The following is an 11,661-nucleotide window of genomic DNA, read 5'->3' on the forward strand; positions in this document are numbered from 1 at the left end:
TATCGATAATTGTCTATGTGTTGGTGCGACGCGGAACCTCGGCCGTCCGTCCTCGGACCGTAAGACTTTCCCGGACGGGCGCGCGGGCGTCGTCCGTAGCGTCGGGAGCGTGGCCGACGACCTGCCGGAAGACCTCCGAGACCCAGACCCTGAGACTGATCTCGCCCGCGCCCGCGTCGACGTGGTGCTGCCCTGCCTCGACGAGGCGGCGGCGCTGCCCGGCGTGCTCGCGCGGATGCCCGCCGGGTACCGGGCGATCGTCGTGGACAACGGGTCCACGGACGGCTCGGCGGACGTCGCCCGGGCGCACGGCGCGGTCGTCGTCACGGAGCCGCGGCGAGGCTTCGGGGCCGCCGCGCACGCTGGCCTGCTGGCCGCCACCGCGCCCGTCGTCGCGTTCTGCGACGCCGACGGGTCGCTCGACCCGGCCGAGCTGCCGCTGGTGGCCGACCCCGTCCTCGCCGACGACGCCGACCTCGTGCTCGGGCGTCGCCGGACCGAGGGCCGAGGGGCGTGGCCCGTGCACGCACGCGCCGCCAACCTCGCGCTCGCCGCGCGTCTGCGCCGTCGCACCGGCGTCCCCCTGCACGACCTCGGTCCGCTGCGCGCCGCCCGCCGCGAGGCGTTGGTCGGCCTCGGGCTCGTCGACCGGCGCAGCGGCTACCCGCTCGAGGTGTTCCTGCGGGCCGCCGCCGCCGGCTGGCGGGTGCGCGAGGTCGACGTGTCGTACCGGCCGCGCGTCGGACGGTCCAAGGTCACGGGGACGGTGCTCGGCACAGCGCGCGCCGTCCAGGACATGTCCCGGCTGATGCGGGAGGTGTCGTGACGGGCGGGGACTCGGGCGCGGCCGGACCCACGCTCGTCGTGGTCGCGAAGGAGTGCGTCCCCGGGCGCGTGAAGACGCGGCTCCACCCGCCGCTGACGCTCGACGACGCCGCGGCCGTCGCGCGTGCCTGCCTCGCCGACACCCTCCGGGCGCTGGCGGACGTGCCCGCCGCACGGCGCGTCCTGTTCCTCGACGGGCGGGCCGACGACCCCCTGACGCTGCCGCCCGAGGCCGCTGCGTGGGACGTGCTGCCCCAGCCGCACGGGACCCTCGACGTGCGGCTCGGGCACCTGCTCGACGTGGTCGACGGGCCGCTGCTGCTCGTCGGCATGGACACGCCGCAGCTCACCGCAGCGCACCTGGCCCCGGTCACCGACCCGCCCGACCTGGACGACCCGACCGCCCCGCCCGACGTGTGGCTCGGGCCCGCCGCCGACGGCGGGTACTGGGCGCTCGCGACGACCGCGGGGGGCGCCGACCGGGCACGGCGCCTCCCGGGCGGTCCCGGGTCGCTCGTGCGCGGCGTGCCGATGTCGCGCGCCGACACGGGTGCCCTCCAGCGCGCCCGGATCGAGGCCCACGGGCTGCGCGTCGGGAGGCTCGCGGCCCTCGTGGACGTCGACACCGCGGACGACCTGCGGCTCGTGCTCCAGGACGCCCGCCCTGGCGGCGCGCTGGCCGGGCTCGCCGAGCCCGGCGGCGTGCTCGACGGGGTCCTGGTGGGCGCCGCGTGACGGCGCAACCCGTGGGGTTCGTCGACGGGGGCATCACGGGCCGCGTCGACGACGGCATCGACCGCGACCTCGACCGCGCGCGGACCGCTGCCTCGTTCGGAGGCGGCGGTGCGCACCCGTACGCCGCGGCCCTGCGCGCGGGCGGCGGAGAGCTGCGCGTCGTCCGGCACGCGACCTCGACGAGCCGTGCCGTCCTGCACGACGTCGCCCGCTACCTCGCGCCCGCCGACGCGGCCGACCGGGAGGTCCTGCGCCGCACCCGCGGCGCGGTGCTCGACGTCGGGTGCGGGCCGGCGCGCGCGGTGCGCGCGGCGGCCGACCTGGGACGCCCGGCGCTCGGCGTCGACGTCTCGCCCGACGCGGTGGCGCTGGCCCGGTCGCAGGGACTGCCGGTGCTGTGCCGGTCCGTGTTCGACCCGATTCCCCGTACCGGTGCCTGGGGCGCGGTCCTGCTGCTCGACGGCAACGTCGGCATCGGCGGGGACGTGACCGCGTTGCTGGCCCGGTGCGCGGAGCTGGTCGGGCCCGGAGGGCGCGTGGTCGTCGAGGCAGACCCCGACCCGGGCCACGACGACGCCTTCGACGCCGTGGCGGTGGACGCCGCGGGTCGTACCAGCGCGCCGTTCGCGTGGGCGGAGGCGGGGCTCAGGACGATCGGTCGTCGGGCGTCCGGGGTGGGGCTCCGTCCCGCGCTGGAGTGGCACCGCGACGGGCGGTCGTTCGTCGCACTCGAGCGCGGACGCTGAGGACGAGCGTCCCGATGGCCACCACGGCCACGATCGCGACCCACACGCCGAGCAGGCGGGTCGCGTAGTCGCCGGGCAGGACGGTCGGGTTCGCCGTCCCGAGCGACTTCTTGTGGATCTCGGGCCACGCGACGAGCGTGAGCGCCCCGCCCACCATCAGCCCGGCGGCGAGCAGCACCCCGGCGCCGCGGGGAGCCCGGACGCCGCGTGTCGCGAGCGCCCCGGCGGCTGCCGAGCCTCCGAGGAGCAGCCCCACGACGAACATCGCGAACACCCCGTCGTGCAGGACGAGCGCACCGACGAGCCACCTGCCGACGTCCACCACGTGCTGCGCGGCGACGAGCTGCCACCCGCCGACGACGAGCGCGACCCCGCCGACGCCCAGCAAGGCCACCCGGGTCGGCCGCACCCACCGCGGGCTCATGTGGTCTCCAGGCGCGCGAGCCACTTCGTCTGCTCGACGCCGGGCCGGGCGGGGGCGATGAGCCGTGCCGGGTAGCCGTGCTCGAGGTGCAGGTCGTCGTCGCCGATCCGCAACGCCACGAGCGTCGCCGGGTGGCTCGCGAACTCGGGACCCATCTCGCTGACGCGCTGCCCGCCCTGGCGCTGCAGGCTCGTGGCGCGCACGGACACGTCATGGGGTGCCCCGACGAGGTCCATGACGTCCGACAGGCGCACCCCGCCCCACCGTGCCGTCGTGGACCAGCCCTCCACGCACGCGACGGGAAGCACCACCTCGCGCTGCGGCATGGCCTCGAGATCGGCGCGGCTCAGGGCGACCGTCCGCCCCCCGTGGGCCACGACGAGCCGCCAGGCGGCGTCCGTCGCGCTCTGCTCGACGCCCGCGGCGGCGGCCGTCCGGTTGACGGGCAGCCCCTGCGGCCCGAGCGCCTGCGTCCTGGCCCCGAACAGGTTCGTCCGCCGCAGCCACCCGAAGGACTGCCCGGCCGTGCCGAGCACCACGGCCGCGGTCGCCGTTCCGACCCCGACGAGAAACCCCCGCCGCGAAGCCTCCGCGGTGCGAGGTGCAGGGCCGTCCCCCACCCCCTCGACCCCAGCACCCCGGACCTCGCGCGACCGTCCCGACCAGTGCGCCACGATCTTCGGCAGCTGCACCGCGACATGGATCGCGAGCGCCCCCACCACCACCCACGCGAGCGCCAGGTGGATCGCGCGGAACGGGAACGGGAAGACGTACCACTGGTACGTGTTGAGGAGCCCGATGGTGACCTCGACGAGGGACGCGGCGACGAGCACCCCGACGAGGACGCGTTCGACGGCGTGCTGCGCGGACCGCAGCGGCGGCCACTGGAACAGCCGTGGGTAGACGCTCCACAGCTTGGCGAGCAGCAGGGGGATCGACGCGATGCCGGTGGCGACGTGGACGCCCTGGGTGATCTGGTAGAGGTTCGACGGCCAGGTGGGGAACCGCATCCACGAGGCGGGGTCCTGGAGGTAGTGGCTGTACAGGCCGGTGGCGAAGCACATCAGGAGGGCGAGCCCGAGCAGCCGGCCGATCACGACGGTGGTGCGGGTGGAGCGGGCCGGGTGGTCGAGACGGTCCTGCAGGGCATGCGCGATCCGTCCACCGCGGCCGGTGGGCGGGCGGTCGTCCGGCGCGCTCCCCATGCGGCCATCCTTCGCCGGTGGAGGCTCGGACGGCGGCGCAGGATCTTACGGTCCGCTGACGGGGCGCCGTCCGGGCGCCCGTGGAGGCGCACCCGGGCAGGACGGCACGGCACGATCGGAGGGTGCGTACCGCTCTCTCCGCCGTCGCGGTGGCCGCCCTGACCGTGGTCACCGCTGTCACGACGCGCACCCCGGGCTTCACCCCGTCGCACCGTCCCGTGCTGGCCTGGTGGCTCGCGGCCGGGTGGGTCCTGTTCGGTCTGGCCCTGCTCGCGCTGCGCCGCGTGCCGGAGCGGCGGGTGGTGCCGCTGGTGCTGGCCGGGTCGCTCGCGGTCGGGGTCGCGGCGCTCGTGGGGCCACCCAACATGAGCACCGACTCGGCCCGCTACGCGTGGGACGGCATCGTGCAGGACGCGGGCACCTCCCCGTACGCGTACGTGCCCGCGGACGACCACCTGGCCGGCCTGCGCACGGACTGGCTGTTCCCCGCCCCGGACGTCGCCGCGGACGGGACCGTCACGTGCGACGAGCTGCGGGTGCAGCCGACGACGACCGTCCCGTCGGGTGCGCCGCTGTGCACGGCGCTGAACCGGCCGCAGGTCCCGACGATCTACCCGCCGGTCGCGGAGGCGTACTTCGCCGCGGTGCGCGCGCCCGTCCCGTCGGGCGCGGAGTACTGGCCCTTGCAGGTCTCGGGGCTGCTGGTCGGCCTGGGCCTGACGGGGGCGCTGCTGGTCGGGATGCGCCGCCGGGGGATGGCGGCCCGGTGGGCCGCGGTGTGGGGCTGGTGCCCGTTCGTCGCGGAGGAGGTCGTCACGAACTCCCACGTCGACGGTCTGGGGACGCTCCTGCTCGTGCTGGCGACGCTGGCGGCGACGAGCGACCTGGCGTGGCTGCGCCGTGGCGCGACGGACCGCCGCCCGCTCGTCGCCGGCGTGCTCCTCGGGCTCGCGACCGCCACCAAGGTGATCCCGGCGCTCGCCGCGCCGCCGCTGCTCCGTCGTCACGGCTGGCGGACCGCGGCAGCCGCGGTCGTGACGGTCGCGCTGGTGTACGTCCCGTACGTGGCGGTGTCGGGGACGGGCGTCCTCGGCTACCTGTCGGGCTATCTCGACGAGGAGGGGTACGACTCCGGGGCGCGGTTCGCGCTCGTGACGCTCGTCGTGCCGGGGACCGCGGCGACCGTCGTCGCGCTGCTGCTCGTCGCGGCGCTCGCGGTGTGGTCGTGGTGGCGTGCGGACCCCGACCGTCCGTGGCTGACCCAGGTGGTGCTGATCGGCGGGACGCTGCTGGTCGTCCGCCCGGCGACGGCCTGGTACGCCGTCCTGCTGCTGCCGTTCGTCGCGCTGAGCCGCCGGTGGGAGTGGCTCGCGCTGCCCGTGGGGCTGCAGGCGAGCCAGATGTTCGGCGACGGCGTCGTCGAGCGGTGGGCCATGGGGGCGTGCCTGGCGGTCGTGGTCGGGGCGGCGGCCTGGCGGAGGTGGGGGAGCGGCGACGCCCCGGACCCCGACGGGGGTGTCGCCGGCTCGGCGCACCCGCACGACACGGACCTGACCTCGACCGCAAGGAGCACCGCATGACCGAGACCTCTGCCGATCCCACCCCCCGCGTCGCCGTCGTCGGGGGGTCCGGGCTGTACCGCCTGTTCGACGCCGGGACGGCCCGCGAGCTCGACGTCGCGACCCCCTTCGGCAGCCCGTCGGCGCCGCTGACGGTGGGCGAGTTCGGCGGCCGCACCGTCGCGTTCCTCCCGCGGCACGGCACGGCGCACACCCTCCCGCCTCATGCGATCGAGGCGCGGGCGAACCTGTGGGCGCTCGCGAGCCTGGGCGTGCGCGCCGTGGTCTCGTCGACAGCGGTGGGAGGCCTGGCCCCCGACCTGCCCCCGGGCCGGTTCGTCCTGCCCGACCAGCTGATCGACCGCACGACCGGTCGCGCCGACACGTACTTCACGGGAGGCGCTGCCGGTGTCGAGCACCTCGCCGCCGCCGACCCGTTCTGCCCCGCCCTGCGCCACGTCGCGCTGGACGCCGCGCGCCGCCTCGGGGAGGACGTCGCCGGCACCGCGACGACGGTCGTCGTCCAGGGTCCGCGGTTCTCCACACGCGCCGAGTCGCAGTGGTTCCGCGCGGCGGGCGCCGACATCGTGAACATGACCCAGTACCCGGAGACGGTCCTGGCCGCCGAGCTCGGCATGGGGCTCGTCAACCTGTCGTTCGTCACCGACACCGACGCCGGTGTCGTCGCCGGGGATGCCGACGCGGCCGACGCGTCGCTCGTGCTCGCCCGGATGGCAGCCGCCCAGCCGCGTCTGCTGGCCCTGCTCGCCGCGATCGTGGCCGCCGTGCCCGAGGACTACGAGCCGCGAGAGCTCGTACCGCGCGAGGCGTCGGTGCGCGTCCTGGCGCTGCCCGTCGCGGGGGCGGGCGCATGACGGGGCGGCTCGTGGTCACCGGGGGAGCCGGCTTCATCGGCGTGCCGACCGTGCGCGCCGCGCTCGACGCCGGGTGGGACGTGCACGTCGTCGACTCGCTGCGCCCCGACGTCCACCGCTCCGACGTCCACCGCCGGGGCGTGGCGCGGGAGCGTCTCCCCGGCCGGCTCGCGGCGCTCGCCGACCTCGACGCCGCGTCGCGGCTGTCGGTGACCGTCGCCGACCTGCGCGACCCCGGTGTCGCGGACGCCGCCGTCGACGGTGCGGACGTCGTCGTGCACCTCGCCGCGAAGGTCGGCCTCGGCGTCTCCCTCGACGACGCCCCCGACTACGTCGACTCCAACGGCACCGGGACCGCCCACGTCCTCGCGGCGATGGCGCGCCGCGGGGTGCCGCGGCTCGTCCTCGCGTCCTCGATGGTCGTGTACGGGGAGGGGCGGTACACCGACCCGGAGCGGCCCGACGCCGCGTCTGTGCAGCCGCCGCCGCGGCGGGCGGCCGACCTCGACCGGGGCGTCTTCGACCCGCTCACTCCGACGGGTCGCCCGTACGTCCCGGCGCTCGTCACGGAAGACGCAGAGCTCGACCCGCGGAACGTCTACGCGGCGACGAAGCTCCACCAGGAGCACCTCGCCGCCGCCTGGGCCAGGACGTCCGGGGGGACGGCCGCCCTGCTGCGCTACCACAACGTGTACGGTCCGGGTCTTCCCGCCGGCACGCCCTACGCCGGTGTCGCGGCGCTCTTCCTCTCGGCGCTCGCGGCGGGCACCGCGCCCCGGGTGTTCGAGGACGGCGCGCAGCGCCGCGACTTCGTGCACGTCGACGACGTGGCCGCCGCGAACCTCGCCGCGGCGGCGTGGACCGCGTCGCCGGGGTCGGCCGAGGGGGCGACGCGGGCCTTCAACGTCGGCAGCGGACAGGTGCGGACCGTCGGCGACCTGGCCGGGGAGCTCGCGCGCGCCGCCGGTGGACCGTCGCCCGTCGTGACGGGCGAGTACCGGCTCGGGGACGTCCGGCACGTCACGGCGTCGTCCGAGCGGCTGCGCGCCGAGACGGGGTGGAGGCCGCGCGTCGCGTTCGTCGACGGGGTGGCCGACCTCGTCGGGGGACCGCTGCCCGCGGCACCCGGTTCCGTGGCTACCACCTGATCCCGAGAAGCTGCGCGCTGCGCTCCCAGTGCTCGCGGACGAAGGCCGGGTCGGACGCGACGCGGTGCGTGCGCCCGAGCCGCCGGTGCTGGTCGTAATACGCGCCGGACTGCCAGTCGACGCCCGCCTCGCCCGTGACGAAGTGTGCGAGGTTCGCGCCGCCCTGCTGCGGCGACGTCAGGAACGGGCGGAGGACGCCGTGGTACAGGCGGCGGAACACGCTCGTGGTGTCGGCCGCGAACCCGGTCGCGACGATCCCCGGATGGAACGCGACGGACGACAGCCCCTGCTCGTGGAACCGCTCGTGCAGGCCCGCGGTGAACACGACGTTCGCGAGCTTCGCGTTCCCGTACGCGCGGTTCGGCGTGAAGCGGTGCCACGTCTCGAGGTCGTCCAGGTCGGGTCGGGCGAGCACGCGGGCGGCGACGCTCGCCGTGCTCACGACGGACGCCCGGCTCTCCAGGAGCCGTCCGAGGAGCTCGTGCGTCAGAAGGGTCGGGGCGAGGTGGTCGACCTGGAAGGTGCGCTCGAACCCGTCGGCCGTGCGCACCGGGCCGGAGAAGATGCCGCCGGCGTTGTGGGCGAGGACGTCGATGCGGTCGCACTCGCGCAGCAGTGTCGCCGCGAGCTGCCGGACGTCGTCGAGGCGCTCGTAGTCGGCCACGTGGTGCTCGGCACCGATCCGTTCGGCGACCGCGCGCGTCTTGTCGGGCGAGCGTCCGACGAGGACGAGGCGGACGTCCTGCGGCTCCCGGCGGGCGAGGAGCTTCGTGGCCGCGGCCCCGATCCCGTCGCTGGCCCCGGTGATCACGACGGTGCGCACGGTTCCCTCTCGTCGGCAGCGGTGGTCGTCCGCCATGGTGTCCGACTCTCCGGGCGCACGCCCGCGCAGGGCCTGCCGGTCCCGGTCGCGGGCGGCACGGCCCGATAGCATCGACGGTGTGAAGCGTCGGACCCGGAGCGCGGTGCTGCCGTCCGCTGCGTCGGCTGTCGTGGGAGCGGCGAGCGTCGCGGCTCTCGCGCTCGGCGCCCTCGCGGGGTGCTCGGCGGGTGGCCACGACGACCCCACGCAGATCACCGTCGCGACGTTCGCGGGCCTCGACGACGGCGCCCAGGCGGCGCTCGACGGGCTGGTCGCCGAGTTCGAGGACATGAACCCGGACGTCCGCGTCACGTTCCGGGTCTACGGCTACGACGCGCAGACGTTCGCGACCGACGCCGCCGCCGGGGCCGTCCCCACGGTCTTCGTCGCCCCGTTCACGGATGCGCCCGCGCTCGTCGCGGACGACCAGGTCGCGCACGTCGAGGACGTCCTCGCCGCGTTCCCCTACCTCGACGGCGCCGGGACGGACGACCTCGACGTCGCGCTGACGACCCCGGGCACGACCCCCGGTACGACCGGGCGCGCGACGGCGGGCACGACCGCCGGCGGGACCGTCCGCGGGGTGCCGGCGACCGCGTCCCCCGCGCGGCTCGTCTACGACCGGGACGCGTTCCGCGACGCCGGTCTCGACCCCGACGACCCGCCGACCACCTGGGCTCAGGTGCGCCGGGACGCGAAGCTCCTCGCGGCGAGCACCGGCGGCGCCGGGCTCGGGGTGCCCACGGAGAACGGGTCGGGCGGCGCGACCCTCGCCGCCGTCGCCGCCGCCACGGGCGGGCGGATCGAGCACGACGGAGCGGTGACCTTCGCGGGTGCGCGGACCGCCGCCGAGCTGCTGCACGACATGCGCTGGCAGGACGGCTCGCTCGGCACGACCCTCCTCGGGTCGACGGACGACGTGGTCCGCGCCTTCGCGGCGGGCAAGGTCGCCATGGTCGTCGGCACGACCGACCTGTCGTCCGCGGCGGTCCGCGCCGGCACGGACCCCGACGACCTCGGCATCGCCCCCATTCCGCTGACCGGCGACGACGCCGGGGTGGCGGTCGACGGCATGACGGCGTTCGTGTCGCCCGACGCGACCTCCGCGCAGCAGGACGCGGCCGCGCGATGGATCGACACCGCCTACGTCGCCGGGCTGATCAACGGGACCGACTCGTCGCTCAGCGACGTCTCGGGGACGGTGGCGTCGCGGGCGCTCGCAGCGGCCGAGGCGACCGACGGACCGGGCGGCGCCGGCGGCATCCCGACGGCCGCGCCGAGCCCGGCGGTCACGGGGACCACCCCCTCCGCGGGCGCATCGGCCTCGGGTACTCCGTCAGGCGGTTCGTCAGGCGAGGTGGCGCCGAGCCCCGGGTCGACGTTCGTCCCCAACCCCCAGCAGCCGGACCCCGTGGGGCCGCTCGTGGGACTGACGCCCGTGAACGTCGCGGCGGTGCGCTCGGTGCCGGGACGGCCCCTGGTGGCGCCGCCCGTCGTCGCCCCGCGTGCCGAGTACGTCGCCCTCGACGCCGTCGTCCGCGCCGTGCTCACTGACCGCGACGCCGACGTGCCGGCGCTGCTCGCCGCGGCGCAGCGCGACGCGGAGCGGACCGCCGCGACCGGCTGACCCGTCGATCGTCGCGCCGGCGGTCGACTGCGTCCGGTGCCCCGGGCACCCGTAGAATGGCGCCACGTGCCTGAAGCCCCCCGCGCCGCCGAGCCCGTCACCGTCCCCGACCTTCCCGTCGGGCCGCCCGAGGCGGACGCCGCGTGGTCCGTGGCGCGGGCCCTGCGCTCGCCCCGCCGCCTGCGCACCGAGGTGCTCGCCGGTCTCGTCGTCGCCCTCGCGCTGATCCCCGAGGCGATCGCGTTCTCGATCGTCGCCGGCGTCGACCCGCGGGTCGGGCTCTTCGCGTCGTTCACCATGGCGGTGACGATCGCGTTCACCGGTGGTCGGCCCGCCATGATCTCGGCGGCGACCGGGTCGGTCGCGCTCGTCGTCGCCCCCGTCGTCCGTGATCACGGGCTCGACTACCTCGTCGCGACGATCGTCCTCGCGGGAGTCCTGCAGGTCGTCCTCGCGCTGCTCGGCGTCGCACGGCTCATGCGGTTCGTGCCCCGCTCCGTCATGGTCGGGTTCGTCAACGCGCTCGCGATCCTCATCTTCATGTCCCAGCTCACGCACCTCGTCCACGTGCCGTGGGCGGTGTACCCGATGGTGGCCGTCGGCGTTGCCGTCATCGTGCTGCTCCCGCGCTGGACGACCGTCGTGCCGGCGCCGCTCGTCGCGATCGTCCTGCTCACGGCCGCGGCGCTGCTCGGTGGGATCCACGTGCCGACCGTCGGCGACGAGGGCGCGCTGCCCGACTCGTTGCCCTCGTTCGGGCTCCCGCACGTGCCGTACACGCTCGACACGCTGCGCATCATCGCGCCGTACGCGCTCGCGGCCGCGCTCGTCGGGCTGCTCGAGTCGCTCCTCACCGCGAAGCTCGTCGACGACGTCACCGACACTCACTCCGACAAGCGGCGCGAGTCGTGGGGCCAGGGCGTCGCCAACGTGGTGACCGGGTTCTTCGGCGGCATGGGCGGCTGCGCGATGATCGGCCAGACCATGATCAACGTGAAGGTCTCCGGGGCGCGCACGCGCATCTCGACGTTCCTCGCCGGCGCGTTCCTGCTCGTGCTGGTCGTCGGCCTCGGGGACGCGGTCGCCCGCATCCCCATGGCCGCGCTCGTCGCCGTCATGGTCATGGTGTGCGTCGGCACGTTCGACTGGCACTCCGTCGCGCCGTCCACCCTGCGCCGCATGCCGCGCTCGGAGACCGGCGTCATGGTGCTGACGGTCGTCGTCACCGTCGCGACGCACGACCTCGCCTACGGCGTCATCGCCGGGGTGCTCGCCGCGACCGTCCTGTTCGCGCGCCGCGTCGCGCACCTCGCGACCGTGACCCGCGTGGACCCGCCGCACGACGCCACCGACGACGGTGGCCGCGCCGACGACCCCGACGGCCGGCGGGTCTACGCCGTCGCGGGCGAGCTGTTCTTCGCGTCGTCCAACGACCTGGTCTCCCGGTTCGACTACGCGGGCGACCCGTCCGACGTGGTGCTCGACCTGTCGCGCGCGCACGTGTGGGACGCGTCGACCGTCGCGACCCTCGACGCGATCCGCACCCGGTACGAGGCGCACGGCAAGCGCGTCACGATCGTCGGGCTCGACCCCGACTCGCAGGCGCGCCATGACCGGCTGTCGGGCCGGCTCGTCGCCGCCGGGTAGCTCCCCGC

Annotated in this window: 11 protein-coding genes; 8 read left to right on the top strand and 3 right to left on the bottom strand. The window is 75.9% G+C overall.

Features of this window, described 5'->3' with window-relative positions; genetic code table 11:
• The first annotated feature begins 121 nt into the window (after positions 1 to 121).
• From CLV34_RS15520 to CLV34_RS15530, 3 genes are read left to right on the top strand one after another with little or no spacing between them, the layout of a single operon-like run.
• Positions 122 to 826, top strand: coding sequence for a glycosyltransferase family 2 protein (locus CLV34_RS15520; protein ID WP_100351252.1), 705 nt, complete (start codon positions 122 to 124; stop codon positions 824 to 826).
• A complete protein-coding gene (locus CLV34_RS15525) occupies positions 823 to 1,560 on the top strand; it encodes a TIGR04282 family arsenosugar biosynthesis glycosyltransferase (RefSeq protein ID WP_100351223.1) in 738 nt (245 codons plus the stop codon). Before CLV34_RS15520 ends, CLV34_RS15525 begins: the two co-directional genes overlap by 4 nt.
• Positions 1,557 to 2,306 carry a class I SAM-dependent methyltransferase gene (locus tag CLV34_RS15530; RefSeq protein WP_211289488.1) on the top strand — a complete coding sequence of 250 codons (750 nt, stop codon included), beginning with the start codon at positions 1,557 to 1,559 and terminating at the stop codon, positions 2,304 to 2,306. Before CLV34_RS15525 ends, CLV34_RS15530 begins: the two co-directional genes overlap by 4 nt.
• Here the strand turns inward: CLV34_RS15530 and CLV34_RS15535 are convergent.
• Both CLV34_RS15535 and CLV34_RS15540 read right to left on the bottom strand, forming a co-directional pair.
• On the bottom strand, positions 2,206 to 2,730 hold the full coding sequence (locus tag CLV34_RS15535) for a hypothetical protein (RefSeq protein WP_211289489.1): 525 nt from the start codon (positions 2,728 to 2,730) through the stop codon (positions 2,206 to 2,208). The two genes, CLV34_RS15530 and CLV34_RS15535, sit on opposite strands and share 101 nt — an antisense overlap.
• Positions 2,727 to 3,935, bottom strand: coding sequence for a molybdopterin-dependent oxidoreductase (locus CLV34_RS15540; protein WP_100351224.1), 1,209 nt, complete (start codon positions 3,933 to 3,935; stop codon positions 2,727 to 2,729). The genes CLV34_RS15535 and CLV34_RS15540 overlap by 4 nt, the downstream gene beginning before the upstream one ends.
• Positions 3,936 to 4,057: 122 nt before the next feature.
• Between CLV34_RS15540 and CLV34_RS15545 the strand changes: the two genes are divergently transcribed.
• Genes CLV34_RS15545 through CLV34_RS15555 form a run of 3 tightly spaced genes read left to right on the top strand, consistent with a single transcriptional unit; the run spans position 4,058 to position 7,517 of the window.
• Positions 4,058 to 5,515: a glycosyltransferase 87 family protein gene (locus CLV34_RS15545; protein WP_100351225.1), complete on the top strand. Its 1,458-nt coding sequence runs from the start codon at positions 4,058 to 4,060 to the stop codon at positions 5,513 to 5,515.
• Positions 5,512 to 6,369, top strand: a complete 858-nt coding sequence (locus CLV34_RS15550) for an MTAP family purine nucleoside phosphorylase (protein WP_100351226.1) — start codon at positions 5,512 to 5,514, stop codon at positions 6,367 to 6,369. The genes CLV34_RS15545 and CLV34_RS15550 overlap by 4 nt, the downstream gene beginning before the upstream one ends.
• The gene (locus CLV34_RS15555; RefSeq protein WP_100351227.1) at positions 6,366 to 7,517 is read left to right on the top strand and encodes an NAD-dependent epimerase/dehydratase family protein; all 1,152 of its coding nucleotides are present in this window, start codon (positions 6,366 to 6,368) and stop codon (positions 7,515 to 7,517) included. The genes CLV34_RS15550 and CLV34_RS15555 overlap by 4 nt, the downstream gene beginning before the upstream one ends.
• Here the strand turns inward: CLV34_RS15555 and CLV34_RS15560 are convergent.
• Positions 7,507 to 8,340: an SDR family NAD(P)-dependent oxidoreductase gene (locus CLV34_RS15560; RefSeq protein ID WP_100351228.1), complete on the bottom strand. Its 834-nt coding sequence runs from the start codon at positions 8,338 to 8,340 to the stop codon at positions 7,507 to 7,509. The genes CLV34_RS15555 and CLV34_RS15560 overlap by 11 nt on opposite strands.
• A gap of 118 nt (positions 8,341 to 8,458) precedes the next feature.
• On the opposite strand from CLV34_RS15560, the gene CLV34_RS15565 reads away from it, so the two are divergent.
• Together CLV34_RS15565 and CLV34_RS15570 are read left to right on the top strand one after the other, a co-directional pair.
• Positions 8,459 to 10,006, top strand: a complete 1,548-nt coding sequence (locus tag CLV34_RS15565; protein ID WP_170044716.1) for an extracellular solute-binding protein — start codon at positions 8,459 to 8,461, stop codon at positions 10,004 to 10,006.
• Positions 10,007 to 10,072: 66 nt separating this feature from the next.
• A complete protein-coding gene (locus tag CLV34_RS15570) occupies positions 10,073 to 11,653 on the top strand; it encodes a SulP family inorganic anion transporter (protein WP_211289491.1) in 1,581 nt (526 codons plus the stop codon).
• The last annotated feature ends 8 nt before the right edge of the window (positions 11,654 to 11,661 follow it).

The sequence above is a fragment of the Luteimicrobium subarcticum genome (genome assembly GCF_002798015.1).
Lineage (GTDB): Bacteria > Actinomycetota > Actinomycetes > Actinomycetales > Cellulomonadaceae > Luteimicrobium > Luteimicrobium subarcticum.

Coding starts and splice junctions, on each gene's coding strand:
- CLV34_RS15550 (WP_100351226.1), top strand. CDS start 5,512: ATGACCGAGACCTCTGCCGATCCCACCCCCCGCGTCGCCGTCGTCGGG.
- CLV34_RS15540 (WP_100351224.1), bottom strand. CDS start 3,935: ATGGGGAGCGCGCCGGACGACCGCCCGCCCACCGGCCGCGGTGGACGG.
- CLV34_RS15555 (WP_100351227.1), top strand. CDS start 6,366: ATGACGGGGCGGCTCGTGGTCACCGGGGGAGCCGGCTTCATCGGCGTG.
- CLV34_RS15535 (WP_211289489.1), bottom strand. CDS start 2,730: ATGAGCCCGCGGTGGGTGCGGCCGACCCGGGTGGCCTTGCTGGGCGTC.